This is a genomic window from Bacteroides sp. UBA939 (assembly GCF_002293435.1).
Classification (GTDB): domain Bacteria; phylum Bacteroidota; class Bacteroidia; order Bacteroidales; family Bacteroidaceae; genus Bacteroides.
In genome coordinates this window covers 35814-61850 of record NZ_DBDF01000081.1, presented here as the reverse complement: position 1 = coordinate 61850, position 26037 = coordinate 35814, and the positions used below count along the sequence as shown (strand labels likewise).

The following is a 26037-nucleotide window of genomic DNA, read 5'->3' as shown; positions in this document are numbered from 1 at the left end:
GAGTACTTTTTGATTGCTGAAGCATATCTTCTATATTTGCGGGACAAATGTATGAAATTAATTTGAATATCCTAACTTTGAGAGCACTTCATTGCTTATATCAATTTGCGGGGAAGCAAAAATGATACTTGATGCGGATGCCCGGTCGACCACCATAGAATAACCTTTCTGCTCGGATATCTCCTTAACTGCATTATAAATCTCATCCTGAATGGGTTGCATCAAGCTCTCACGCTTCTTGAACAACTCTCCTTCGGGGCCGAAATACTGGCGACGCAGTTCGGCTGCTTCTTTTTCCTTAGTGACAATCGCTTCCTCTTTCTTCCCTTTTTGTTCTTCGGAAAGGAATACGGCTTCCGATTGATAATTCGTGTACAATGTTTTGGCTTCTTCGGCAACTTTCTCGACTTCACTTTGCCATTTCTTAGAAGCCTGGTTCAACTGTTCGTTCGCACGTTCGTAAGCAGGGATATTTTTCAGGATATACTCCATATCTATTAACGCATACTTTTGTGCATTAGCTGTCATGCCTGCGGCAAACAGCAAGATTATTAACAAGACAGACTTTCTCATAATGCTTCGTTTTTTTTGTTATACATTAGAATTCTTGTCCCAAAATAAAGTGGAACTGACTGCCACCATATTGTGTAGCACCAAATACTTTGTCGAAACCATAAGCCCAGTCGATACCCATCATACCAATCATCGGCAAGAAGATACGCACACCAATACCGGCAGAACGTTTCAATTCAAACGGATTGAATTTACTTACATTATGCCATGCGTTACCGGCTTCTACAAAGCCCAACGCATAAATACTGGTACTTGTTTCCAACATCAGCGGATATCTTAATTCAAGTCCAAGACGAGTGTAAGCGTAACCTTCTTCACCATACGGGGTTAACGAACTGTTTTCATAACCACGAAGGGCGATACTTTCGGTAGCATAACTGGAATAACCGGTCATACCGTCACCACCTACGTCAAATGTCTCGAACGGAGATTTTTTATACTGGTTATAGTGCCCCAACAAACCAAATTCTACGCGTCCCATCAATACAGGCGTACGTGAAACGGACATCGGATCCATCAACGGGATATACACCTTTGATTTGAATTTCCACTTGTGATATTCAATCCACTTGTGCATCTTGTTCATGTCTTCCTGCCTATTGGTATTGTATTTACTGTAATCAGTCCCGTCAAACAAAGAGTAAGGCGGAGTAAGCTGTACCGACAGCGAGAACTCGGAACCCGAACGGGGATAAATAGGATTATCAATGGAGCTGCGTGATAATGTCAAATTCAAACTGAAGTTGTTGCAATTTCCGTCTGTCACGGGGAAGTACCGCCAATCGCTCAGGATATAGCGTTGAAATGACAACTCGGCTGTGAATTGGAAATAGTCATCCGGCCAATTCAAACGTTTACCGAACATGGCAGCCGCACCATACATCTGGATTGACTTGTCGGGGTCGTAATAGTTTTCATAGCTATTGTAATTGCCGTAATTATACATTCCATAACCATACATACCACTATAATAGCTATTATAATAGTTGTTCATGTATGCTGAATTGTAGTAATTGTTACTAATATCCGTCTGTACAGAGTAGAACGCCGACAGGGAGAACGCATTCGGACGTTTACCGCCAAACCACGGATCATAGAATGAAATACTATAGGATTGGTAATATTTAGCATTGGTTTGTCCGCTGACTGTCAAAGTCTGACCGTCACCTTGCGGTAAGATACCGCGATAGTTATCACCCGGATGCAACAAGTTGGCAAGCGAGAAGTTCGTAAATTTCAGACTCAACTTACCGATGATACCGGTTTGTCCCCAACCTGCAGAGAATTCTACCTGGTCGTTAGCCTTGGATACTAAGTCATAACCAATATCTACCGTACCATCTTCCGGCCTTGGTTGTATATCGGGTTTGATTTGTTCCGGGTCAAAATGTCCCATCTGTTGCATTTCACGCATAGAACGCATCAAGTCCTCACGACTGAACAAATCACCCGGACGGGTACGGAGTTCACGACGTACTACATTCTCATACAAACGGTCATTACCGTTGATAGTTATTTTATTAATGGTAGCTTGACGGCCCTCAAAGATACGCATCTCCAGGTCAATAGAATCACCTACTATATTTACCTCAACCGGATCAAGACTATAGAACAGATAACCATTATTATAATAAAGATTACCGATAGCGTCATCATCCGAGGTAGTGCGCTCTTCCAGCAACTTCTGGTTGTACACATCGCCTCTCTTCATGCGGAGCATAAAGTTTAGCTGTTCGGAAGGATATAGCGTATTTCCTACCCACGTAACATTACGAAGATAATATTTCTGTCCTTCTTCTATCTGCATAAAGATATCTACAGTGCGGTCATCATAGGGCTTAATGCTGTCTGCCACAATCATGGCATCACGATAGCCCAATTCATTGTACTTGTCAAGAATCAATTGTTTATCAGCCTCGAAATTTTCTTCTACAAACTTCTTAGTACGGAAAATATTGAGCAACTTATTTTTTTCGTTGGTCTTCTTCATGATTCGCTTCAACTTTTTAGTCTTGAGAGTTTCATTACCAACGATTGTAATTTGATGCACTTTTACTTTCTCTTTCTTGTCGATGTTGATATCAACGATCACTTGGTTTTCATTGGACACATCATCCTTCTGCGAAATGATAACTTCCGCATTCTTAAAACCTTTATCATCGAAATAACGCTTAATCAACGTTTTGGCGCGGTCAATAAGGTTCGGGGTAATCTGGTTGCCCTTTATCAATCCAACCCTACTCTCCAAATCTTCGCGTTCCGATTTCTTCACGCCGAAATAACGGATATCCGATACGCGCGGGCGTTGGGTCAGGTGGATAGTTAACCAAATTCGGTCTTTTTCTATCTTGTCCGCAGTAATCTGGACATTGGAGAACAATCCATGACGCCAATAACGTCTACAAGCTTGAGTGATTTCATCACCCGGTATTGTAATCGTTTGTCCGACAGACAATCCGGATAAACCAATGAGTATATAATCCTCATAGTTCTTGACTCCTTCTACTTTGATTTCTGCAATTTCATACTTCTTGGGTGATCCCGAATAGAGGATAACCGGTTTTGGTGCGTCATTCGTGTCATTAGCTTCTTGAGCCACACTTGTCAATACGCAACCGAAAAGGCAGAAAAGCGCTGTGAGTATAGAGAAAATACGATAGTGCATTTATGTTTTTGATTAAATATGTTTGAGTTTAATTAATTTGCTCACTGATTTTGCCAAATCTGCGCTCCCGTTTCTGGTAGTCGTAGATAGCTTTGCAGAATTCTTCTTCCCGGAATTCCGGCCAATAGGTTTCACTAAAATAGAGTTCCGAATAAGCACATTGCCAAAGCAGGTAATTACTTAACCGGACTTCTCCACCGGTACGTATCAATAGATCCGGATCTGACATAAAGCTGGTAGACAGGTGTTTTGCTATTAAATCACAATCGATTTGTTCGGGTGTCAACTCACCTTCCTTCACCAAAGCAGCTATTTGCCGGACGGTTTCCGTAATTTCCCAGCGGGAAGAGTAACTGAGTGCAAGAACCAGGCACATACCTGTATTATAAGAAGTATGTTCAACGCATTTATACAGGCGTTCCTGTACGTTCGCAGGCAGTTTATCTATATCTCCGATAATCCGGAAACTTATATTGTTCTTCATGAAAATATCTTCTTCGATAGATTCGATAAGGAGTCCCATCAAAGCTGTCACTTCATCCGTAGGACGATTCCAGTTTTCGGTTGAGAACGTATATAGAGTCAGATACTTAACACCCAACCTGGCAGCTTCTTCAGCAACTAAATGCACAGTTTCAGCACCGACCTGGTGACCATAACTGCGTTCATGTCCACGCTGTTTTGCCCACCGACCATTACCGTCCATGATAATTGCCACATGTTGGGGTATCCGGCTCAAATCAATTAGTTCTTTATATTGCATCTTTTTAGTTGTTACATTCCTTACATCTTGGAAACAAGTCATAAGTAACAAAAAAGACTGTAAACGAGTAACTGTCTTTGTTCTTCCAACCTTTTCCTTTTATCTGGTACGGATCTTCCAGTTGCAAGCCTTTTTTTTGAGTGACGTCTAACCGATCACTGAGGCTGAACCGCGTCGTAAACTCGCATCCTATATTGATACGCGGGGCTACTTTATACTTCACACCTACTCCCACAGGGAGATTTACTGTGAAGACCGTCGCTGAGCATTTCGGGGCAAATGTAAAACCCAATCCCCCTAACACATAAGGTGTAAACCGACGGTCACCCCGGTACGAATTACCGATACCATATCCAAAAAAATTATATTCAAACTGTGCTCCTAAATCAAAAACGACCCGTTTAAAAGCGGCGTATTCTTCATTAGGATACATGTTTTTAAAGCTTCTCGTATCACCGGAAATGACTCCGGCTACCAAATTGCTTTTTATTGCCATGCGAGGATTCAATAAATACCGGGCAACAAAACCTCCCGCTATTCCGGTGTCTTTAAAAGGGCTACTGTTATTGGCATCACCCATATAAAAACTACCACCAATGGCTCCTCCCATTTCCCATGTATATTCTTCCTGCGCAGTAATGCAGCAGAACGGGAACATGAGTAAGCAAAACCCTATCCTTATATTTCTTGTAATAGTCATACCGTTTTCTTGTTACTCCTTATATTATATAAGGAAACGGGAAATTGACTATTTTATTATTGCCTTTCGAATCCCAGCTTATTCAGACGGGCACACCATACTTCACCGGTGTTCCATACAATCCGAATATAGTGTTCGTTATCAATGGTCAGAGAATAGTCTCCCTTACCTTCAAACACATTCTCTTCTTTGATAATCTCCGTATCATTTTCACCATTCTCCACTACTTTTACTATTGGATAACGGAACTTCCCTTCTGATTTATACCATGCAAGACCTACGATAGAGGAGTAGATAGTATCAAACTCACCTCCCATCACATAGAACATGTCTCCATAATACATAATTGACGGATTACGCATACCCGGACAAGGAATCGCTGCACCTTCGCTCATGTCAACCCAACTTAGTCCATCCATTGTGAACCAAGGAGCTGTTACATCGCTTGCTTCAGGCGTATTACCCACTACTACAACCTGTTCAATTCCATTTGCATTAGTGAAAACCGTGGAATATATATCTTCTATTGGGAAATTGGCAGGAATAGGTTCTTCTCCTTTTACCCATTCCGTTCCTTCAATACTTTTTGTGCAGAAATGGTTATTACCCTCTTTGACAAAAATGCCTGCAAGCGCTTTGGGACTTCCCGTTACATTGTCTTCAGGAATACCTGCAACGAATGTAACCATTTGCATTCCCTGCATGTCCATTTCCTGCCAGTCAGTTCCATTGGCAGAATACAATGCCTTTCCACTCTCTGTAGTGAGATATAATTGGTTATCGAAGTTAATAAGGGAAGTTAGTTTGGCGTCAGCGGGAAGTCCGTTAACAGTAACATGATCCCATTGAAGTACCGACGGATTTGATATAGAGCTACGGTAAGCTGTTGTCGGAGATGTATAGACATATAAATCTTCGTTCAGAATGACAGATCTTGGCTTTCCGGTGACAGGAGACACGGGTAATGATTCCATCTCATGCCAGATTAGAGAATCCGGATCCTGCTTGTGAACATTTACCTGGATTGTATAAATACGAATGGTAATGCCATCAAGCGCATGCACTTTCAGTTGGATGGGTTCACTCAGGTTTACAGAATCCGCCATATTGAATATTGTATCGTTCAAACCGGAAGTTATTGCTAATCCGGAGTGTTCAATTGTCTTAATCAATATGCGGTCTATAATACTATCAGCACCAACAGGAAGAGAGTCGACATTATAGATGTAGTTTCTTAGTTGGTCAATCGTAAACTTGTAATCTTTGCCATAAATTGTGTCAAGGACAAAAGAACGTATCGTTGCATCAGAGCTGTATTCATAATTATTATCTGAGTCAAGGCACGAACTAACGGCAACTGACACAAGAAGAATACCCATGATCACGGATAAAAACTTTATTCTCATTTTCTAAAAATAGTGTTTATTTACAAGTTGCAAAAATAGGAACATTTTTCTCTATAATCAGCATTACAGGGAAGTTTTATATTAAATTATAGATAATCCACCCGTTTTTTCAGATAAAGAAGCATCAATATGAAGCAATTCACACTGTTTCGTTGCTCTGTAATGCAGAAAACTCCTTCCGAAAGACCGTTCGCCGACATAACTAATTTTATCGCTCATTTTAGGTGCTTTAACACCGGAAGCCAACAATACCGGGCTTTTTTCAATAAACACTTCATCCCATAAATCGGAATCAATGAATGATTGCAACAGAGTACTCCCCCCTTCTACTAAAAGCGATTGCAAGCCACGCTCATACAAAATCTGCATTATTTGCGGTAATATATCCTGCTGAAAATCTATCCGGAGGTATTCCACATTAGGAAGTCCTGCGTGAGGTTGTGCTGTAAAAACAAAGGTCGGTACGTTTCCGTCAAACAAGTGCAGGGTAGGAAGCAGGCGTTGTTTCCGGTCTAACACGATGCGTACCGGAGAAGCGCCGTACCAGTTGCGCACAGTCAGGGAAGGGTTATCCAGTTCCGCCGTGTGTGTACCTACAAGAATTGCGGCGTGTTCCGACCGTTTTTTGTGAACCAACATAGATGTCAGTGGTGTGGAAAGCATGACAGGGCTTCCACTGTTGCGACACAAGTCAATGAATCCATCCGCGGATTCTGCCCATTTTAAGGTTATATAAGGCCGGTGAAAAGTGTGGAAGGTAACAAAACGTCTGATCAGACACCGGCATTCCTCTTCCAGAATTCCAACTGAAACGTCCCTGCCTACATCTTTAAGCTTCTGTATACCCCTTCCTGCCACTTCGGGAAAAGGGTCCCGGCAACCAATCACAATACGGGGAATCTGTTTTTCAATAATCAGGTCAGCACATGGCGGTGTCTTTCCATAATGAGAACACGGTTCCAAAGTGACGTAAATCGTAGAACGTTTCAGCAGCGATGCATCTTTTACGGAACGGATAGCGTTAACTTCAGCATGGGCTTCTCCGTAACGCACATGATACCCTTCGCCGATAATTTTGCCATCACATACAATGACCGCTCCAACCATCGGGTTGGGAGCCACACTGCAAAGTCCGTTCTGCGCTAACTGTATACAGCGCCACATGTATTTTTCTTCTTCCATACTATTTCCTTATTCTCGGATAATTCTTATTTTTGCACTCCAAAAAGTCCATTATGAATATTTCCGCTTCTTATATCCGTCAACAATTGCAAGGTTGCTACCCTCCGCAGGAAGCCGGTAATTTGTCCAGGCTCATCTGCTGTGAGGTATTGGGGCAACAGTCTGTGGATTATTATCTGGGCAAAGATATAACTTTATCATTAAATGAAGAACAAGAATTAAAGAGCATTCTTGACCGCTTATGCAATTTTGAGCCAATACAATATATCATGGGGACTGCCCATTTCCTGGGAAGAACTTTTCGTGTAACACCCGAAGTACTTATCCCCCGTCCGGAAACAGAAGAATTGGTGGAACTTATGCTGGGGGAACTTTCTTCCGCCCCCTCTATTTTGGACATTGGCACCGGTAGCGGTTGTATTGCCGTTACTCTGGCAAAAGAATTATCCGAAGCGCAGGTAACCGCCTGGGATGTATCCGACAGTGCGCTCTCCGTAGCAATTGCTAATAGCGTAGCCTTACAGGCATCCGTCCGTTTTGAGCAACGTGATGTCTTAACTTATATTCCCGATGCAACAGAGCATTATGATGTAATTGTAAGCAATCCTCCTTATATAAAGGAGGCTGAAAGACAAGATATGGAAAGAAATGTATTGGATTGGGAACCTTCTTTGGCGTTATTTGTTCCTGATACAGACCCTTTGCGTTTTTACCGTTGTATAGCCGCATTAGGAACTGAGATGTTGGTATCCGGCGGAAAACTTTATTTTGAGATTAACCGTGCTTTTGGAGAAGATATTGTATCCCTGTTACATGAATTGAAATACCGGGATATTCGTCTCCAAAAAGACATTTCACATAACAATCGATTTGTAATTGCTGTAAAATGACAAATATAACAGAGGCGGAAGCCTTAAGTAGAGTTGCGGCATATTGTTCTCTGGCAGAACATTGCCGTTCTGAAATATCCGAAAAGCTACAACGTTGGGGATTGCCTTATGATGCTGTCAACCGTATTTTAACGCATCTTGAAGTAGAGAAGTATATTGATGAAGAACGCTTTTGCCGTGCTTTTGTCAATGATAAGTATCGTTTTGCCAAATGGGGAAAGGTCAAGATTGCCCAAGCGCTTCAACTCAAGAAAATTCCTTATAATGTATGTCGACACTTTCTAAATGAAATTGACGATGAAGAATACCTTTCTATCTTAACAGGCTTATTAAATACAAAACGGAAAAGCATCCATGCGGAAAACGAATATGAACTAAACGTTAAATTGATACGTTTCGCCTTGAGCCGTGGTTTCGAAATGAAAGATATCCGCCAGTGTGTACAACTTTCCGACGAAAAAGACTTCTTTGACTGAAAAATTCCGTAATTCTTTTTTTTATTCTCATTCTGTTTCCGTATTTTTGTGCCATATTTACTATAAAATAGCTAATTTAGTTATGAGAACTTTAGAAAAACTGTTCGCAGAGAAATTGCTGAAGATAAAAGCGATTAAACTACAACCGGCAAACCCGTTTACATGGGCTTCAGGCTGGAAATCTCCTTTTTATTGCGACAATCGTAAAACCCTCTCCTATCCTTCTTTGCGTAATTTTGTCAAGATTGAAATCACCCGTTTAATATCAGAACGTTTCGGGCAGGTTGATGCTATTGCCGGTGTAGCTACAGGAGCGATACCACAAGGAGCATTGGTTGCCGATGCGCTGAACCTGCCATTCGTGTATGTACGTGCCACTCCGAAAGACCACGGATTGGAAAACCTGATTGAAGGCGAACTTCGTCCGGGTATGAAAGTTGTAGTTGTTGAAGATTTGATTTCCACAGGCGGAAGCAGTCTGAAAGCGGTAGAAGCTATTCGTCGCGACGGATGCGAAGTTATCGGTATGGTAGCTGCTTATACTTATGGATTTCCGGTTGCGGAAAAAGCATTCAAGGACGCAAAAGTACCTTTGGTGACATTAACAAACTATGAGGCGGTTTTGGATGTTGCGCTTCGTACGGGATATATTGAAGAAGACGACATAAAGACTCTGAACGAGTGGCGTAAAGATCCTGCACATTGGGATGCAGGAAAATAATAGTTGTTTTTTCTGTAGATAAAAATAGGATGAAAGGGCCATTCGGATAATTCTGTCCGGATAGTTCTTTTTGTCTTTTAAATAGGATTTAAAATATGACTAAATTTGAAAGTAGCGTAAAGACCATATCTGCCCCTCAGGAAGCCGTTTATGAGAAACTTTCCGACTTGAATAATCTGGAGAAGTTCAAAGAAAGCTTACCGGAGGATAAAGTGAAGAACTTGAGTTTTGATTCGGAGAGTCTGACGGTAGAGGTTGCCCCGGTGGGTAAGATAACGTTGAATATTGTAGAGAAAGAACCTTGCAAAAGCATTAAATTCGCTACCACCACTTCACCGTTGCCATTTAACTTGTGGATACAATTAGTACCGGTAACCGAAAACGAATGTAAGATGAAGTTAACCATCGGTATGGAATTAAATCCTTTTATGAAAGCTATGGTACAGAAACCTTTGCAGGAAGGACTGGAGAAGATGGCGGATATGTTATCAATTATACCATATTAACATTAATCACTAATCACTAAATAAATGAAACTTTGGGAGAAATCCGTCCAAGTGAATAAAGATATAGAGCGTTTTACGGTGGGACGTGACCGTGAAATGGACCTTTATCTGGCAAAGCATGACGTACTGGGTTCTATGGCCCACATAACAATGCTTGAAAGTATCGGGCTGTTGACGAAAGAAGAACTGGTTTTGCTGCTTAATGAACTAAAAAACATCTATGCGACGGCTGAAAAAGGCGAATTTGCGATAGAAGAAGGAGTGGAAGATGTACACTCTCAAGTAGAGTTGATGCTGACCCGCAAATTAGGTGATATAGGAAAAAAAATACATAGCGGCCGTTCCCGCAATGACCAGGTATTGCTTGATTTAAAACTCTTCACGCGTACGCAGATAAGAGAAATTGCCGAAGCAGTAGAGCAACTGTTTCATGTGTTGGTATGCCAAAGTGAACGTTATAAACATGTACTAATACCGGGCTATACCCATTTACAGATAGCTATGCCCTCTTCTTTCGGTTTATGGTTTGGGGCGTATGCCGAAAGCCTCGTCGACGATATGCTTTTCTTGCAGGCGGCATTCAAGATGTGTAACCGCAATCCGTTAGGATCGGCTGCCGGATACGGCTCTTCATTTCCGTTGAATCGTACGATGACGACCGAGTTATTGGGTTTTGACTCCTTAAACTATAATGTAGTCTACGCACAAATGGGACGTGGCAAAATGGAACGTAACGTTGCTTTTGCTCTGGCAAGCATTGCTGGCACCATATCCAAGCTGGCATTTGACGCTTGCATGTTCAATAGTCAAAACTTCAGTTTCGTTAAGTTACCGGACGATTGCACTACCGGTTCAAGCATCATGCCTCATAAGAAGAACCCTGATGTGTTTGAACTGACACGTGCTAAATGTAACAAGCTGCAATCTCTGCCACAGCAAATCATGATGATTGCCAATAACCTGCCGTCCGGCTATTTCCGCGACTTGCAGATTATTAAGGAAGTCTTCCTGCCCGCCTTTCAGGAACTGAAAGATTGTCTGGATATGACTACTTATATCATGAATGAAATCAAAGTGAATGAGCATATCCTTGACGACAACAAATACCTGCTTATTTTCAGTGTAGAAGAAGTAAATCGTCTGGTACGTGAAGGCATGCCTTTCCGTGATGCATATAAAAAAGTGGGACTGGATATTGAAAAAGGGCAATTTTCGCATAACAAAGAAGTGCATCACACGCACGAAGGAAGTATAGGTAATCTCTGCAATGATGAAATCTCCATACTGATGCAACAAGTTGTGGACGGATTTAACTTTCAGGGGATGGAAATTGCCGAAAAGAATTTGCTCGGACGATAGATAAGTAATACGTGGTAGTATGCGGAAATGTTCTATTATTATGGGGATGATTGGCTGGCTCTGCGTCTCCGGTTGTGAAGATTCTTATGAATCGAACATTCCTTCTGTATCTTTCTACTTTTCATGCGATCTTTCTCAGGCACGTTATTATAAGATTAAGACTCCTGGTCAATTTCTGAAAGTAGATAAAAATATCAATGGACTACCGGTTGGTTATGCCGGATTATTAATCGGTCAATCCGTTTTTTCAGCGGGTGGTGAATATATTGCTTATGATGCCGCTTGTCCGGTAGAAGCCAGTCGCCATGTTTCGGTAGAAGTTCAGGAAGACGGTTTTGGTACTGCCCAATGTCCTAAATGTCATGCGACCTTTGGGCTTAGTGCTAATGGAAGTCGCAATGATGGCAAAGGGAAAGAGTCTTTGAGGATTTACAAGGTTACAGTTGTTTCCGATAACACTTTGCAGGTTAGCAACTGATAAAGTTCAACTTTTCCTTGTAAAAAACTTGGCTGTAACGGAGAAACTCCTTATCTTTGCACCCGTTCTCCAAAAAAACCTGCGGAAATAGCTCAGTTGGTANNTTCGAGTCTCGTTTTCCGCTCTCCTCTACAGGATGCTCGAATGGTGGAATGGTAGACACGAAGGACTTAAAATCCTTTGGCCATTGCGGCTGTGCGGGTTCAAGTCCCGCTTCGAGTACAATGCATCCTTTGTAAATCCCTGTAAATTAAAAGCTTACAGGGATTTTATGTTTTTATTACGGGCATATTACGGGCAAAAATTGAAATTAACCCATTCTTCACGCGTGTTATGACTGAGGAAAAACCTTCCAATAGGTAGGGGCTACGCTACGGAACGCCGCCTCGGCTATTCTTCCACTCAATAGTACATTTACACTATCCAGTTTCTGCTGGGGAGAGTTTCTACAGATGAAAGCGACGTTTCAGTTACGCTTGTTTATCGCTTGATTTCTCAATTCCACGCACACGTGTTTTAACGAATCAGATTCTTTAGTTCTCTTTGCGCACGTGTGTGTACGCACGTGTAGGCCTCGGATAATTCGGGTATCTTTGCGGTTGTATGCGTATAGAATGCTACGTTACATTTTCCCTTTTGCGTATGCAGGCGCACATGCACACATGAACACCTGATTTAATTGATTTAATAACGCTTTAAACAGAAGAGTCACTTTCTATGTACCTCGATAACTTTGCCCAAATGATAGACTATCGTCCAGAACGCATATAGGTTACAACGGATCAAGTGAGGTTCAAAAGAATACCCGACGACTTCTACTATGGCAGTATCACGTTCTTTTGCATATCCGACTGCCAATGCCAGAAACTTGTACCTCCTCGGCATGAATGGGAAGTTACCGTTATTGTAGTCATCAATGAAATAGTCTTTATCCGGTTCTGTAATTTCGGGATTGAGTATGTATTTACCCTTTTCATCTTTCAACAAATAGCGGTTTGCAGTAATACCCTCTTTAATTTCTCTGTATTCAACTTTCTTTGTGCCGGCAATAATCTCATCAAAATAGACCTGTTTGATAGGCAGGTAAAGTGTTTCTTCTTTATTCATAATTACTATGTATTAGTCCGTAAATATATGAAATAAGCCCGGTATTGTTGGTACCGGGCACACTGTTTAAACTCTCTTTCTGATACTCGCTACTTCGGCAGTACCAATGATAACGCCTAACACTTCAAAACAGTCAGACAGCCCGCAAAAGAACTTATCATACTCATCTTGTAGCTTCATCCCTGCATGTTCTTTGAATACTTCGTATTGATCTGCGAAATCGTTTCCGCACTTTGATAATGTTTCTACTATCAGCTTTAATTCTACTGTCTGCATGGCTTAAATCTCCTTATAATTACTTTCTACAGATGTGACTTCAATAAAGTGACTTATAACTTTCATCAGTTCTACATCGAATTTGTTATAGACATCCCAAAATCCGGGAAATGTTTCATCCATGTCTGTGCTATAACGGTGATATACCACCTTTACAACGTTCTCATAAATATCACTAAGACGGGCACGGTAAAGCAGCAATGCTTTAGTTTTCTCGCTTATCTTAACACTTTCTACATTATTAGCGCAATCATCATTTAATTTCAATTCTCTATTCATAAAACATGTTCAGTTTACGGCCGGCAGTATACACCATTACCAGCCCGATTATATTACTCAAACAAAATTCACTGTTAGTAGCCAGTAGCAGGATGATACCCACTACCAGCATGACAATATAAAGTTTCATTTCTTCTAAAGGCATTTACTTGCATCCTCAGATACATACCCTTTAGGATAAGGGCTATTACTTCTCTTTTCTTCTTCATCCAAGGCTTGATTGATAATGTCACGTCCGACAACATCCCCTAAGTCGGTTATCATTTTACAGACCTTATCACTCATATCCTCCAATACGTTGCCGGGAAACTCGTCATCCTTATACCCTTTAGCTTTGATGTGCTCTTTTACTTGTGAATATAAGTTCGTTGCGGTTATTATCATTGCCGCCAACTGTTCGTTAATCTCTAACATCATCTTACTGTTTTTGTGGCAGGGATACGATGAAAGAGACTTTCACGTATCCCGCCGGATTAATTATCCGATTAAATTAGCTACTTTAAACGACCTGTAAGAGGCTTTCTCGTTATCATAGTAAGTGATGAGGCTTTCATTCTTTTTTCGCCCTGTGTCCTTTGTTTCAGGAATCAGGCCTTCTTTCAATGTACCCCACGCAGTACGGATTTCACCGTTTAGCTTCTGATAGAAGAACTTCACGATGCCTTTCTTTAAGGCCGCCTTTAGTTTCATAGCTTTCCAGCTTTGCTTCATAGCCTCAGCCATAGAAAAGCCATACACCTTAACAAGCATCCAGGCTTGTTTCATTAACTCACTCATTTGATTCTTAAAAGTTGTGCTCATACTCTTTATGTATTAATTGTTAGTACTTATATCCTAAATGGTTTTCCCAAAAGTCAATCTCAGCCTCAAAAGAAGCGATACACTCTGATTTGCTCTCTTCGTACATAGCGAATACTTCTTCTTCATTCATTGATAATACTTGTTGGTATTCTCTGCACATCTGGTTTAATTCTTCTTTTGTCATAAGGCTTAATATCTATTGGTTTAACTTTGATGCTACAAAGGTGGTATTTTCATACCACATAAACAAACAATAGTGCAATTATCATATATCTTTTAACTTTAATTAGTGATACGATAATACCACATCTTTAATATTAATGTATCTTTGCAGAAACAAAATCTATGAAGTATGATTGAGCAACTAAGAATTAAAGAAGCCATCAAAGAACATGGCACATCAATTAATGAAGTAGCTGAAAAAATGGGTATTTCCCGTTTTACTCTTAGCACTCATGTAAACGGTAACCCATCTACGGAAATTCTTTTGAGAATAGCCGATGCAATAGGCTGTCCGGTAACAGAACTATTCGAGCGACCAAAGAGCGATACCGTTTCCCTTACCTGCCCTCATTGTGGTAAGTCAATAACATTAAAAGCTGAGTGAGTATGAATACAAACGAAATAGATAAACTAAGCCTTGTAAAAGCTCATGCCTTGTTTGAGACGGGAGATATAGACAGTATCGAAGTAGGAACAATAAAGGGACTATGTGATATACACCGATATCTGTTTGACGGACTGTATATCTTTGCCGGAAAGATACGTACTTTGAATATAGCAAAAGGGAATTTCCGATTTGCTAATTGTATGTATCTTGATGTTATGCTGCCAGTAATAGAAAAGATGCCCGAAACAACATTCGATGAAATAGTAGCGAAGTACGTCGAAATGAACATAGCGCATCCTTTTATGGAAGGAAACGGTAGAACTATGCGCATTTGGTTGGATATGATATTAAAGAAGAATCTGGCAAAGGTTGTTGATTGGCGCAATGTAGACAAGCACCTGTATTTGCAAGCGATGGAGCGAAGCCCTATCAATGATTTAGAACTGCGTACGTTGTTGAATCAGGCACTTACCGACCGGATAAATGACCGGGAAGTAATATTCAAGGGCATTACCCAATCTTATTACTATGAAGGTTATGAACCTGAGTAATCGAAACGTTGCTAAAGTAACATCAATATATATCGGACTTAGTTCGGTTACTGGATGGAATAGAATGTGGAGAAATAGTCTTATAAACGTAAAATGAATGTGATATGTATTTATTTAGAGTAGATAATAGAGAATTTACAGTAGGAGATATTATTAATCCTGAATGTAATTATCAAGAAACTTTTACTAAACAAGAAAAGAAGGATTTAGAAAGCTATTTAGATACAACAAAGGGAATTCTTTTTTCCCGTAAGGATGCGTTGTTTTTATTCATGGAATTAAAAGACGCCTTGATTTATAGTATCAGAAAAGGGAATTATTTGTATGTCGTATCTTGCTCAGAAGGGTGTAGATGCGATATGAATATGTTGGATAGCATTTTAGATGCTATCAATATTGGGATAGAAGACTATCAGGTAGAGGCAATGTGTCATTCTTATTGGAAACATAAGAAAACTCATTCTCCTTGTTATGAAGTTATGACCCAACAAGCACAAGTCGAAGCCGTAATATGCGGGAAGGCTGTTTTTGACCTGTTTAAAAGTGAATATATTGCTCATAACAATTTTTTAGTGGAAAAAACAAGTGTTTATCGTGATTTATTTAAGAAACTATATATTGATGATGAATACAAAATTTTGGAACATTTAAAATGAAACGAATCAGAGAAAACCATAAAGAATGGGCACGCCATAAAAAGGAATTGCGCCGAAGAAGAAAAAACAAACGTAAAGCGTCTTTTGTACCAAGAATAGTTGTAGATACCAATATTTGGTACGATCTAGGGGATAATGAGGCTTTATTCTTAGAGTTAAAAGAAAAGTTGGCTCCCACATATGTCCCTTTGTGGGAGCTTTGTCATACTGGTGTGCTAAAGAATAACCCTCTGAGAGTACGGAATGCGTGTAGAAGAATACTTGAAGCGCAAAAAAATATGATTTATGAGCAACCTATAAGATATTTGATAAAGTCATGTAATAAAAGAAAGTTCAAACCTAATACTATCAGAGAGATTTATAGTTTGTTGGAGGCTTCCTCACGTATTGCTAGAGGAGCGATAATTGCGAAGGATAAAGAAGATGAATTTTATCAATATATTTTAGCAACCAAGCAAGGATTAAAGGATATTAAGGTGTCAATGGATGAACTTGCTTCTGTTTGTAAGTCTAAGATAAAGAATAACCAAAAACATAAGGAAAGATATTCTTTACATATTATCATTGATTATTTAAACTATCTTGCCAAACAGGAGACAAACAACAGATACAACTTAAGAAGACTACCTCTTAGAAACTATGAATTACTGATTTGTGTCATGGATTTATTCTATAAAAAATTAGAAACAGGAGAAACGGTCTGGGGGAGAAATGATTTAAACGATCTGTTTATACTAGCTTATGTGAGAAAGGGAGATAAATATTGGACTAAAGACCAAAAATGGATTGATTTAATTAAAGAGGCAGGTTGTGAAGAATACCTTTTCAATCCAGATGTAAAATGAGAATTACGCCCTACTCCGTGGATATTACGAGGTAGGGCATTTTTTATCATCCTGAAGCAAGGCTTTTGGACTTATCGCCGGAAATGTTACGTGCATACCGGTTCGCACTTCCACGAGGAGCCAACCTTCCTTTTTCCATGCCTTTCAGCATTTGACCGAATGAGTTGTTTCTGGCTTGTTCAAAGGTCGGTCTTTTGACCTGTACCCTCTGGGTTGTTTGATTTCTTTTTCTGACTCAGCTAAGTTTTTAAAATTACACATCAAATATACTCATTATTTCAGAAAATCAGATATTCCCATCTCCTGAAAATCAGGTATAATAATCTCAATATTAGAAATTTCTTCTGCTGCTTGCTCTTTCATCCGTTTATAGGCTTCCTCTGTCTGGACATCCGGTTTCCTTTTACCTTGTGCTTTAGCGAGCGCCCAAAGAGCCTTGTTTCTTGCTGATTTCTCTGCACGACTGCACTTCCATCGTTTGGAACGATAAGCTTCATAAAGCATAACCCGAAGTAACTCTGTATTCTCTTCTGTCAAGGTGATAGAAGTACCGTTCATTTCAATAACAACATTATCAGGTTGTTCCTGGGTAACCCGGACTCCATCTTGTTCTACAACTGTTAGTCTCATATATTACCATTTTTGTGAGTTTCGTTTAATTTCATTTGTATCTGCAAGCATATTACGGCTATTCTTGGCAAGAACAGTCGTGTTATCAACCATGAATTGACAATTCAAATTTGTGTTTGCCTGAAGATCACGCATGTCATCAACAATACCTTTCAAGCCTGATAATTCCCCTTTCATAGAAACAAGCTGCTCTACTATCTGCTCGGAGAAAATATCACGTTGAGTGAACCCTGAAGCAAATACTTCACGTAATTCATCAACGTAAAATGTGGGACTTACTACCGCCCCGGTGTCCTCTACATCAGGCGCTGTGTAAAGTGTCGACATCTTTTCATTGATGGAAGATAATAAATCAACCTGCTTTACTGCTTGGTTCTTTATTTCTTCTCCTGCTATCTGCAAGGCAGCAAATCTACCGTTCAGTTCGCTACCGGTATCTTGTGACATAACCTGAAATCCTCCCTTGGTTGCATTCTGTGAAGATGAATCATCAGGTTGGAATATATCAATGCCTTTCTCCTTGGCCATCTGCTGGAAGTCACCATACAAGCGGTTAGCTACTCCCTGCTGCTCTACTGCATCATCTACGAGACCGTTAAGAATCCCCGTCCATTTGCTGAACTTCTGATCATCCGTCAGTCCGGTATCCTGCATGGTATCCATCATATCTTTTTGAGCCTTTTCCAATAACGGGGCAATGGTAACAGAGTAAATCATCTGCTTAGCCAACGTTTCAAGCATATCAGAAACAGAATCAGTAAAGGCTTGTGCAGCGTCAGTTCCGTTCTCGAAAGCGTCGACAAGTGCATCACTCATTGTATTGCCAAGGTCTCCGAAAATGTCTGTAAGATAGTCATTGAGTTGATTGTATGCGTCTTCCGCCTGTTGTGCCAAGTCTATCATGTTCTGCAAAGCTGCTTTACTCTCATCGGACATTGTACGGGTGTTGAGGATTGTTTCCGCCAGGCTCTTATCAAACTTTCCGTTAGCATCTATTAGTTCAGGATACACGTCAAGAATGGAAGAGTAGATATCCTTTCCTTTTCCCCAGCCGAATAGCCCGGTTTTCTTGTGCCCGGTCTTTATCTCAATATCGGCAAGTCCGGCATAAGCTTTCTTGAGTTCTTCTTGTGGATTGACAACACCAAAGAACTTTCTAAAGAGAGCATCCTTAGACTGACTCTTCTTTTGATCGGACGTTCCCTGTAATTCTACATTCAGGTCTGCTATGGCATCTTTCATAACCGTTACGGCGTTAGCAGCCTTGCCGTATGCATCTGTTCCAAAGATTGTAGTGGCTTTCTCATACTCTAAATTCTGTTGCATGAGAAGCAAGTTGTACTCTCTTTGTTGTGCCATGGTTTCATTCATTATCTCTTTCAAAGCAGCTTTATGCCGTGCATTGGCAGCAAAAGCCTTGCCTATGAAGTTGGCAGCTTCTCCTACTGCGGCGGCAATACCTCCAACAATACCACCTTTGGCGAAACCCTGCCCGATATTAGAGATTGAGTTCATAGCATCCTGTACGCCTGTCATTGCATCAGCCGCCCCGGTATCCCCCATCTCTTCAAACATAGATGCAAGACTACCGGCAACTCCGGAAAGCATGGATGAAGCATCAGAAGCGGCCTGCCCAATATCTTGCAAGCCTTCGGAAACTTCCTTGAACCCTTTGGTGGATTTCAATTTTGCAAAGCCCTTGGTGAAGCCTTCCATGATATCATCCCATGTATTTGACTTGTTACCTTTCAGTAGTCCATCAAGTGCTTTCTTTAGTTTCTCCAGTTCCGCCGGGCTTTTCTCAATGGCTTTCAGTTGCTCGGGAGAGATAAAGGTTATCCCTTTAGAATCTCCATTGTCGGAAAGGTATTCACGGAGTTGTTTTGCCTGTACAATAAGTTCTTGCAAATCATCAAAAGCCATTTCAGATACATCACCAAACAGTTTTTTTATGAAACTATTATCTTTTGTTTCTTCTGTAGCTTGTGTGTCGTTCACCTGCTGAATACCTTCTTTGATTTTCTTCTTGGCAACTTCAATGGCCCGATCTATTTCTTTTGCGTTGGCATCCGTTCGCTTTGATTGTAAGGCTGCAATATCAGCATTGCCTTGTTCTTCGATTGCTGTTCTTTGGGCATCAAAATCACGGTACTTTTCTAACAGTTCCTTCAAATGCTCCTCTTCCTTTTTGCCAATATCAGCAATGCCTTTCATCCGTTCGGATTCCGCATTGTTGTGTGCATTAGATATAGTCTCCGATTGTTTATCCGTTAGCTTTCCACCATTAGCCTTACTCCAATCTTCTTCCAGCTTCTTGATGGCGTCAATCTCTTTCTGATAGTCTAACTCTATCTGGGCGAGCTTCTTTTCAGAACCTTCTTCCATTAGGTTGATTTCATCCTGCTGGTTCTTGCGGCGGAGGGAGAGATGTTCTTCTGCTATTTGTTCTTGTTGTTTGCGGAGTTTTTTGGTTTCACTGGCTGCTTGGTTCTTTTGTTTGGATGATGAGTCATAAACACCCAGCTCCTTTTCTGCCTCTTTTAACAGCTTGCTGTTCTTCTTATAGCTTTCTACCACACTAGTATCTATGCCATTGAACTTGCCGGCATCCATTAACTTCTTTTGGGTAGAATCAATATCTTTCAGAGCTTTATCCGCTTCTTTTTTCTGTTTATCCCAATAATCATAATCTTTGGTTTCAGCTTTTGACTCAGACTTAGTTCCTAATAATGTAGCAATAAAATCTTTCGCTTTTTTGAGTTTACTATCGAGGTTATCGACTTCTATTTGGATATGGAAGGGGATAACATAGAATGGATTATCTTTCAATTTAGCATGTTCTTCATCAAGCTTTTTCTTGGCTCTATCAAACTCTTTCTGTATCTGATTTAGGTCTGTCTGAGCCTCTAATAGCTTAACTTCAACCGGTTTGGCATTCTCTTCTGCTTCTTTTTTTAGACGATTGTATTCATTCAGGGCATTTTGCCATTTTTCCAGGCTATCCATATCTTGTTTCAATGCATCATTAATTGATCCTGTAGGGTGTTCTTTCCTCGTAAATAAATCAACATCATTCCAGTCATTAACTCCACTCAAATTCTCAACTAATTTTTTATACTTAGCAATTTGTTCTATAGTATGTTCATAGTTAAGCTGTTCTGTTTCTTTATTCAATATTTTCTGGGAATCAGCAGTAGCAAGCGTAGCTAATTCTTGTTGTGAATATGCTTCCGTTAATGCAGGAGACAACTTCTGTAATTCCTTATACGCTTTAATTTGAGCGTAAACTGTTTCCGTTTCATCTTGAATGATGCGGATAAGTTCATCAATCTTTTGTTTACGCTCGTCAATGGTTTTGTTAAATCGTTCTTGTTCTTCATTAAATTTTTTAGTAGCTTTTTCAGCAGCCGTAGTGCTATCATACATTGCCCACATTGCAGATGCTGCACCTATTGCCACTGTCGCTAACAAAACAAAAGGATTAGCCTTCATCGCTGCATTTAATGCTAATTGAGCCGCCGTTTGCGCTTTTGTTGCAATGGTTTGTATTCCTTTTGCTACTGCATCAGCACGAGCCGCAACCGCCCATCCCCTTGTTAAAGTAATATTTAAAATTAAAGCCGCTCTATATGCCCCATAAGTAACAATTAACCCAGCTAACACCTTGCCTATCGTTTCGTAATTTTGAATCAAAGATGTTGTTACCTGTATCCCGGACATAATCATTCCTTCTGACTTCTCACCCAGCTCATTGAATGCAGCATCCATAGCGTCTTGCATCATAGAGAGTTGCCCGTTTATAGTCTTGGATGCATTCTCTGACATCTGGTAAAACTTACCTCCTGCGTTCGTAGCATCAATGAAAGCCTGTTGCACCATTTCAGCGGAAATAGCCCCTTTGGACATCTCTTCTTTAAGCGTAGCAAATGATTTTCCAGTCTTCTCCGATATAACCTGCAACGGGTTGAACCCGGCGTTAATCATCTGGTTAAAATCTTGCCCCACCAACTTACCGGCAGAAGACATTTGAGAAAAAGCAAGTGTTAGAGAATTGAATTTCTGACTATCTCCCATAGACACATCACCGATGGCAGAAAGATATCGTGGGACTTTTTCCGCTTCGATATTGAAACCAAGCATCATCTGTGTAGCTTGTGTCACATCCGAGAATTCCAGTGGTGAAATCTTTGCATACTCACGGACTTTTTCCATGAGTGCATCGGCTTTCTCTTTACTTCCTAACAGAGTTTGAATAGCGGTGTCGGCAGCTTGGAACTCTCCACGTACCTTTATCATCTGACTGATGAACTCCTTTACGCCTATGCCACCAGCTATGCCGGCAATCCAAGCTTTCATTTCTCCAGCTATATCCCCGATGGATTCTTTGCTATCCTTACTTTCATCCTTAAACAAAGCATATTCATCACGAAGCTTCTTCACGGAAAGACGGGCTTCTGCCTGTTGTTGGGTTAATCCGAACAAAGTAGCCTTTTCTTCGTCAAGAGCTTTTTTTGCTGCTACCCATTCATCAAGCTTCCCAGCGGAAGACATTGGATTTCTTCTTAAAGAAACACGATAGGACTCTCCGAGCCTTCTTACGTCAGCTTCTACATCTTTGACTACAGCCTTTTGAGCAATAATCTTTTCCGTGAACCCATTTACTGACTGCGAAGCGGTGTATATCCCTTTCCTAAAGTCATTTTCCATCACTGCTCCGGCTTGTGCAGCTTTTGACACAAGATCATCCATCTTTTGAGTGGACGCCTTTAACTGGTTACTAAGAGTCTTGAAAGTAGCGGGAGATTGAGAACTATCCATCCCCTTTAACTCTTGTTTCAACTTCGATATTTCATTTCTTAACCGTATAACCTCTTCCCAGTCAGCGGCTACACGAAATACAAGCTTAGCCATATTATCTACCTCCTATTTGCTAAACTCCTTACAATTACAATTCTGATAATATTCCAATGCCTTCTGTGGATTAATCTCTGATACATCAGTTCCAAGTTCATCAGCCATCCGGTAAGCTGCAATCAATCCGTTGACTTCACTATACACTTCCTTGGAAGATTTATGCTGAAAGCCTAAATAGAAACCATAGAAAGCGATATAAATCTGAGTGGCATATTCACTCAATCCACGACGGTGTAGTACTTCTACTACTTGTCGGGGTGTTATTGATATTTCCGTAGTGGAATCGTTGAACATGTTCCGCAGATTCTTTTCATATTCTGAATATAGTTCTCTGAATATACTACCTATCACACCATCAGATAAACTTAAAATGTTATTCTTCATGATTTTTAATTTTTGATTATTGAAAAATATTTTTCTGTTCATTCACCTCCAGTATTGCGAATTCAATTCGGGGGTGATACTTGTCTATGTGCTTCTCCGCCTCAATCTGAAAGCATAGATTATCATCTGTAATTGCGTTAACCGACTGGAGACAGTCTAAGAGCGTTTTTAGGCTATTATCCAAGTCGAAACGAGGCGAACTATGCCAGACACGAACAAATAGCCGGAAACGGCTTGAAATGCACTTATTTCGATACGTTTTGCATTGCTGAATGAAAGACTTTTCATAAGCCCGTATCTTTTCGTCTTTGATGATCCGTTTGGTACCGTTCTTTCCTGGCACTGCCATGTAGCTGTTGGCCTTGGCAATCACTTGACCGTATATAGTTTCTGTTTCCATGCGTTAAAAGGGGTTATTATCAGGTACAACATCTACATAGCCTCTCATATCATAATCGAATATTTTCGTTAATGTGCCGTTATGCTTGAATTTAACCATCCCTACTTCACCGTTTCGATGCTTGGCGATGATTAGTTCACCGTAGTTCTCAATCTCATGTCCTGACGAGTCTTTAAGGCTGATGCCGTAATATTCCGGCCTGTGAACGAAAATAACCATATCTGCGTCTTGTTCAATGGCCCCACTTTCACGGAGATCGGCAAGAATCGGCTTTTTATCCTGGCGTTTGTCGACTTCCCGATTTAGTTGAGATAGCAATATAACGGGAACATTCAGTTCTTTAGCGATGATTTTTGTCTCTCTACTCATGCGGGATATTTCTTGCTCACGGTTCCGTTGCCCGTTTGAACTCTCTGCAATAAGCTGCAGGTAGTCAATTATCACCATTCCACATTTACCCTGTCTATGCAGTAGACGACATATAGAGCGAATATATCCCATGTTTATGGAGGCATTATCATCTATCGAGATAGGTAGATTATACAGGGTGTTTCCGGCCGCATGATAAATGTCTTGCAGTTCTTCCTGGTTGATATCACCGGACTTTAGCTTATTGGGGTGAACGTTGGATTCAGAAGCAATCAGGCGCTCAAACAGACTGTTAGAATCCATTTCAAGGGAGAACACAACTACCGGTATCCCTTGTTTTGCCGCTGACTTGGTGAAGTGGAGGGAGATAGCCGTTTTTCCCATTGCCGGACGAGCTGCCAATACTACCAATTCCCCGCCACGCCATCCGGAAGTACGATTATTCAAATCCTGCAATCCTGTCGTTATTCCGGTTTGCTTACCGCTTGCGAATAACCCCATTTTCCTTTCTATGCCCTTCATAGCCGACACGGCGATATCTTTGAACGATTGAGCCTCATCTTTCCCGATCAGGTCTTGCTGTAATTGCTCTAACCCATTCCCGGCCTTGAAAAGAACGTCGCCGATATCTTCCGTGTCATCGTAAGCCTGTTGCTGGAGAATATGCGATAACTCGATAGCTTTTCGCTGGAGATATTTTTGCTTTACCATGAGGGCATGTTCTACAGCATGGGATGAATCATATCCGTGGCTCGATGTGTCGGCTATGAAGTGAGGAGGTATTTCCTCTATCTTTCCCAGAGAACGTATTTCAGACGTTACCGAAACGATGTCACAAGGTTTATTTTTGGCTATGAGGTTCTGTACAGCCTCGTAAATTCCGGAATACCGGCTGTCGTAGAACATTTCCTTGTTCACGTCCGGTGATATAGCATCAAACACTTTTCCTCCACCGAATCCAAGAAGTGCTCCTATGAGGGCTTGTTCCGCTTCCGGCGCATTAGGCATACCTTTAATCGGGGATGATATATTCTTGCTTGTTTTCACTTTGTACCTCCTTTCTTCCGTGATTTTGCCACCAATAGGTAAACCTCCTTTTAGCGTCAGACAGGTTGGATATCGTTTGCTCTTCTCCGATTGAGACAATATAGGCGATGAACTTGTCTATCTGTTCGGGAAACATCGACATGAAAGATACCCCTAATGTAGATTGCATACAAGCAGATTCTTTCCAACTCTCGTCAGATAATAGCTGCTGTTTTATTGATTGAGAATTGAAATTTCCCTCTCTCATACTCTCTCGATAGAGAGAGATATTATCATTTACATTATCATTTACATTAACAGCTACGTTTGCTACATTTTGCTTAGCACTTTTAGCATTTGCTACGTTTGCTACATTTTGCTTAGCTTTTGCTCCCCCTCCTTTACTTCCAGCCTCTTTCCGTTTGGCTTTGATTTCATTCCACTTTTTATTGTTTTCGTCTATGTGTATCCGAAAAAACTTGAAGGCTAAAAGAACGATAGGCGGTAATTCATTAACGCTCCCAGTTGATGAATATTCAAAAATAGCATCGAATAGCATCCCTTTATCTTCTAAAGATAAATCCTTGATAGCCTCATAGTCGGATGCGTACAATAGAATACTATTCTTATCCATTTTCCTCCTCCATTTCTTTTTTCAGTCTCCGAAACTCATCTCTCCATCTATTTAATATTGGGCGCAATTTTTCAAAAGTATCTTTCCGGCTACCTCTTATGTTCGGTTCTTTTAATGAAAAGACATAATTAGCAACTGCTGTATTTACTTTTACAAAGCTTCTATATGAAAGAGCATTCATGATTTCCTGATAAAGCTTATAGTCTGCATCGTTCATTCTTCACCTCCTTTCCCTGCTAACCAATAGAGCTTGCGCCCATCGGACAACTGGCAGTCCTCTATCTTCCAGCCTTCTTTATTGCGAAGAACAGAGATAATCTTTCGGGCATCATTCGTCCCAGCCAAAGAGTTGAGTTCTTTAGCGGTAAACTTGCCACCGGATGAAAATAACTTTCTGACTGATTGGATAAGTCGTGAGGGATCAGTACATTTGCCAATGTAATCGTTCCTAAGAAATTTGGAGTTGTTCTTTTGCTTAGTCATAAGGGTAACTCCTTTCTCATTTGTCAGCAGAGATATAATGATCTGCCATGAACTTTTCCAAGTCAGCTCTCTTTACGTAGATTTTTCGTCCGAACTGGCTGAAGGGAATTCTTCTTTCATCTCGATAGGTTTGCCATGTCTTGGCAGATACTCCGAGCATTTTTCTTGCTTGAGCAGACTCCACCCATTGGTTGTTTACTTCTTCTTCTGATTTTTTCCGAAGAAGGTTCTTTACTTCTCTTACTTCGCCTATCAATCCATCAAGAAATGACTGTGGGACTACTGCCATTGTCAGCGGAGTGGCTGCATTACTCTCATTTGCCATTTGCATCATATTTTTGAATAATAATTAT

Annotated in this window: 32 protein-coding genes and 1 tRNA gene; 11 read left to right on the top strand and 22 right to left on the bottom strand. The window is 40.7% G+C overall.

The genetic code is table 11. From position 1 onward, the window contains the following. Nucleotides 1-57: 57 nt before the first annotated feature. The 6 genes from B2Z67_RS05835 to ribD form a co-directional block, all read right to left on the bottom strand. On the bottom strand, nt 58-573 hold the full coding sequence (locus B2Z67_RS05835; protein ID WP_291528877.1) for an OmpH family outer membrane protein: 516 nt from the start codon (nt 571-573) through the stop codon (nt 58-60). A gap of 25 nt (nt 574-598) precedes the next feature. Then, nucleotides 599-3238: an outer membrane protein assembly factor BamA gene (gene bamA / locus B2Z67_RS05830; RefSeq protein WP_291528876.1), complete on the bottom strand. Its 2640-nt coding sequence runs from the start codon at nt 3236-3238 to the stop codon at nt 599-601. Between the two features lie 28 nt (nt 3239-3266). Continuing rightward, nucleotides 3267-4001: an isoprenyl transferase gene (locus tag B2Z67_RS05825; RefSeq protein WP_291528875.1), complete on the bottom strand. Its 735-nt coding sequence runs from the start codon at nt 3999-4001 to the stop codon at nt 3267-3269. 4 nt (nt 4002-4005) lie between these two features. Then, on the bottom strand, nt 4006-4701 hold the full coding sequence (locus B2Z67_RS05820; RefSeq protein WP_291528874.1) for a DUF6089 family protein: 696 nt from the start codon (nt 4699-4701) through the stop codon (nt 4006-4008). A gap of 56 nt (nt 4702-4757) precedes the next feature. Next, nucleotides 4758-6107 (bottom strand): DUF6242 domain-containing protein, encoded by a 1350-nt coding sequence (locus tag B2Z67_RS05815; RefSeq protein WP_291528873.1) that lies wholly within the window; start codon nt 6105-6107, stop codon nt 4758-4760. Between the two features lie 81 nt (nt 6108-6188). Beyond that, the gene (gene ribD, locus B2Z67_RS05810; protein ID WP_291528872.1) at nt 6189-7289 is read right to left on the bottom strand and encodes a bifunctional diaminohydroxyphosphoribosylaminopyrimidine deaminase/5-amino-6-(5-phosphoribosylamino)uracil reductase RibD; all 1101 of its coding nucleotides are present in this window, start codon (nt 7287-7289) and stop codon (nt 6189-6191) included. 53 nt (nt 7290-7342) lie between these two features. Here ribD and prmC point away from each other — a divergent pair, with 53 nt between their 5' ends. The 7 genes from prmC to B2Z67_RS05775 all read left to right on the top strand — a co-directional run bounded on the left by prmC (nt 7343) and on the right by B2Z67_RS05775 (nt 11941). Continuing rightward, nucleotides 7343-8179: a peptide chain release factor N(5)-glutamine methyltransferase gene (gene prmC / locus B2Z67_RS05805; RefSeq protein ID WP_291528871.1), complete on the top strand. Its 837-nt coding sequence runs from the start codon at nt 7343-7345 to the stop codon at nt 8177-8179. Then, complete coding sequence (locus B2Z67_RS05800) at nt 8176-8655, top strand: regulatory protein RecX (RefSeq protein ID WP_291528870.1); 480 nt, start codon at nt 8176-8178, stop codon at nt 8653-8655. Before prmC ends, B2Z67_RS05800 begins: the two co-directional genes overlap by 4 nt. Before the next feature lie 82 nt (nt 8656-8737). Beyond that, on the top strand, nt 8738-9376 hold the full coding sequence (gene pyrE, locus B2Z67_RS05795) for an orotate phosphoribosyltransferase (protein WP_291528869.1): 639 nt from the start codon (nt 8738-8740) through the stop codon (nt 9374-9376). A 95-nt stretch (nt 9377-9471) separates the two neighbouring features. Beyond that, nucleotides 9472-9882: an SRPBCC family protein gene (locus B2Z67_RS05790; protein WP_291528868.1), complete on the top strand. Its 411-nt coding sequence runs from the start codon at nt 9472-9474 to the stop codon at nt 9880-9882. A gap of 24 nt (nt 9883-9906) precedes the next feature. Next, nucleotides 9907-11241 carry an argininosuccinate lyase gene (gene argH / locus B2Z67_RS05785; protein ID WP_291528867.1) on the top strand — a complete coding sequence of 445 codons (1335 nt, stop codon included), beginning with the start codon at nt 9907-9909 and terminating at the stop codon, nt 11239-11241. Between the two features lie 19 nt (nt 11242-11260). After that, nucleotides 11261-11719 (top strand): hypothetical protein, encoded by a 459-nt coding sequence (locus B2Z67_RS05780; RefSeq protein ID WP_291528866.1) that lies wholly within the window; start codon nt 11261-11263, stop codon nt 11717-11719. A gap of 138 nt (nt 11720-11857) precedes the next feature. After that, a tRNA-Leu gene (locus B2Z67_RS05775) sits at nt 11858-11941 on the top strand. Between the two features lie 486 nt (nt 11942-12427). On the opposite strand, the gene B2Z67_RS05770 is transcribed toward B2Z67_RS05775, so the two are convergent. The 7 genes from B2Z67_RS05770 to B2Z67_RS05740 form a co-directional block, all read right to left on the bottom strand. Then, nucleotides 12428-12826, bottom strand: a complete 399-nt coding sequence (locus B2Z67_RS05770; protein ID WP_291528865.1) for a hypothetical protein — start codon at nt 12824-12826, stop codon at nt 12428-12430. Between the two features lie 66 nt (nt 12827-12892). Further along, nucleotides 12893-13102 (bottom strand): hypothetical protein, encoded by a 210-nt coding sequence (locus B2Z67_RS05765; RefSeq protein ID WP_291528864.1) that lies wholly within the window; start codon nt 13100-13102, stop codon nt 12893-12895. Between the two features lie 3 nt (nt 13103-13105). Further along, the gene (locus B2Z67_RS05760) at nt 13106-13381 is read right to left on the bottom strand and encodes a hypothetical protein (RefSeq protein WP_291528863.1); all 276 of its coding nucleotides are present in this window, start codon (nt 13379-13381) and stop codon (nt 13106-13108) included. Then, nucleotides 13374-13511: a hypothetical protein gene (locus tag B2Z67_RS05755; protein WP_291528862.1), complete on the bottom strand. Its 138-nt coding sequence runs from the start codon at nt 13509-13511 to the stop codon at nt 13374-13376. The genes B2Z67_RS05760 and B2Z67_RS05755 overlap by 8 nt, the downstream gene beginning before the upstream one ends. Nucleotides 13512-13516: 5 nt before the next feature. Then, on the bottom strand, nt 13517-13798 hold the full coding sequence (locus B2Z67_RS05750; protein ID WP_291528861.1) for a hypothetical protein: 282 nt from the start codon (nt 13796-13798) through the stop codon (nt 13517-13519). Nucleotides 13799-13858: 60 nt separating this feature from the next. Then, entirely contained in the window at nt 13859-14182 is a 324-nt protein-coding gene (locus B2Z67_RS05745) for an SH3 beta-barrel fold-containing protein (RefSeq protein ID WP_291528860.1), read from the bottom strand. A 19-nt stretch (nt 14183-14201) separates the two neighbouring features. Beyond that, entirely contained in the window at nt 14202-14366 is a 165-nt protein-coding gene (locus B2Z67_RS05740) for a 1-aminocyclopropane-1-carboxylate synthase (RefSeq protein ID WP_291528859.1), read from the bottom strand. 168 nt (nt 14367-14534) lie between these two features. Between B2Z67_RS05740 and B2Z67_RS05735 the strand changes: the two genes are divergently transcribed. The 4 genes from B2Z67_RS05735 to B2Z67_RS05720 all read left to right on the top strand — a co-directional run bounded on the left by B2Z67_RS05735 (nt 14535) and on the right by B2Z67_RS05720 (nt 16844). After that, entirely contained in the window at nt 14535-14789 is a 255-nt protein-coding gene (locus B2Z67_RS05735; protein WP_032585193.1) for a helix-turn-helix domain-containing protein, read from the top strand. Between the two features lie 2 nt (nt 14790-14791). Continuing rightward, nucleotides 14792-15343 (top strand): protein adenylyltransferase Fic, encoded by a 552-nt coding sequence (fic, locus tag B2Z67_RS05730; RefSeq protein ID WP_291528858.1) that lies wholly within the window; start codon nt 14792-14794, stop codon nt 15341-15343. A 104-nt stretch (nt 15344-15447) separates the two neighbouring features. Further along, complete coding sequence (locus B2Z67_RS05725; RefSeq protein ID WP_291528857.1) at nt 15448-15999, top strand: hypothetical protein; 552 nt, start codon at nt 15448-15450, stop codon at nt 15997-15999. After that, nucleotides 15996-16844, top strand: a complete 849-nt coding sequence (locus tag B2Z67_RS05720; RefSeq protein WP_291528856.1) for a hypothetical protein — start codon at nt 15996-15998, stop codon at nt 16842-16844. The genes B2Z67_RS05725 and B2Z67_RS05720 overlap by 4 nt, the downstream gene beginning before the upstream one ends. A gap of 273 nt (nt 16845-17117) precedes the next feature. On the opposite strand, the gene B2Z67_RS05715 is transcribed toward B2Z67_RS05720, so the two are convergent. From B2Z67_RS05715 to B2Z67_RS05675, 9 genes are read right to left on the bottom strand one after another with little or no spacing between them, the layout of a single operon-like run. Beyond that, a complete protein-coding gene (locus tag B2Z67_RS05715; RefSeq protein WP_291528855.1) occupies nt 17118-17474 on the bottom strand; it encodes a hypothetical protein in 357 nt (118 codons plus the stop codon). A 3-nt stretch (nt 17475-17477) separates the two neighbouring features. Beyond that, nucleotides 17478-22385, bottom strand: coding sequence for a tape measure protein (locus B2Z67_RS05710; protein WP_291528854.1), 4908 nt, complete (start codon nt 22383-22385; stop codon nt 17478-17480). A 12-nt stretch (nt 22386-22397) separates the two neighbouring features. Next, complete coding sequence (locus B2Z67_RS05705) at nt 22398-22772, bottom strand: hypothetical protein (RefSeq protein WP_291528853.1); 375 nt, start codon at nt 22770-22772, stop codon at nt 22398-22400. 16 nt (nt 22773-22788) lie between these two features. Further along, on the bottom strand, nt 22789-23121 hold the full coding sequence (locus B2Z67_RS05700) for a RusA family crossover junction endodeoxyribonuclease (RefSeq protein ID WP_291528884.1): 333 nt from the start codon (nt 23119-23121) through the stop codon (nt 22789-22791). Between the two features lie 54 nt (nt 23122-23175). Next, a complete protein-coding gene (gene dnaB, locus B2Z67_RS05695; RefSeq protein ID WP_291528852.1) occupies nt 23176-24588 on the bottom strand; it encodes a replicative DNA helicase in 1413 nt (470 codons plus the stop codon). Further along, entirely contained in the window at nt 24554-25201 is a 648-nt protein-coding gene (locus tag B2Z67_RS05690) for a DUF6291 domain-containing protein (RefSeq protein ID WP_291528851.1), read from the bottom strand. The genes dnaB and B2Z67_RS05690 overlap by 35 nt, the downstream gene beginning before the upstream one ends. After that, nucleotides 25194-25418 carry a hypothetical protein gene (locus B2Z67_RS05685; protein ID WP_291528850.1) on the bottom strand — a complete coding sequence of 75 codons (225 nt, stop codon included), beginning with the start codon at nt 25416-25418 and terminating at the stop codon, nt 25194-25196. Before B2Z67_RS05685 ends, B2Z67_RS05690 begins: the two co-directional genes overlap by 8 nt. After that, complete coding sequence (locus B2Z67_RS05680; RefSeq protein WP_291528849.1) at nt 25415-25684, bottom strand: hypothetical protein; 270 nt, start codon at nt 25682-25684, stop codon at nt 25415-25417. Before B2Z67_RS05680 ends, B2Z67_RS05685 begins: the two co-directional genes overlap by 4 nt. 16 nt (nt 25685-25700) lie before the next feature. Then, nucleotides 25701-26009, bottom strand: coding sequence for a helix-turn-helix domain-containing protein (locus B2Z67_RS05675; protein WP_291528848.1), 309 nt, complete (start codon nt 26007-26009; stop codon nt 25701-25703). Between the last annotated feature and the right edge of the window lie 28 nt (nt 26010-26037).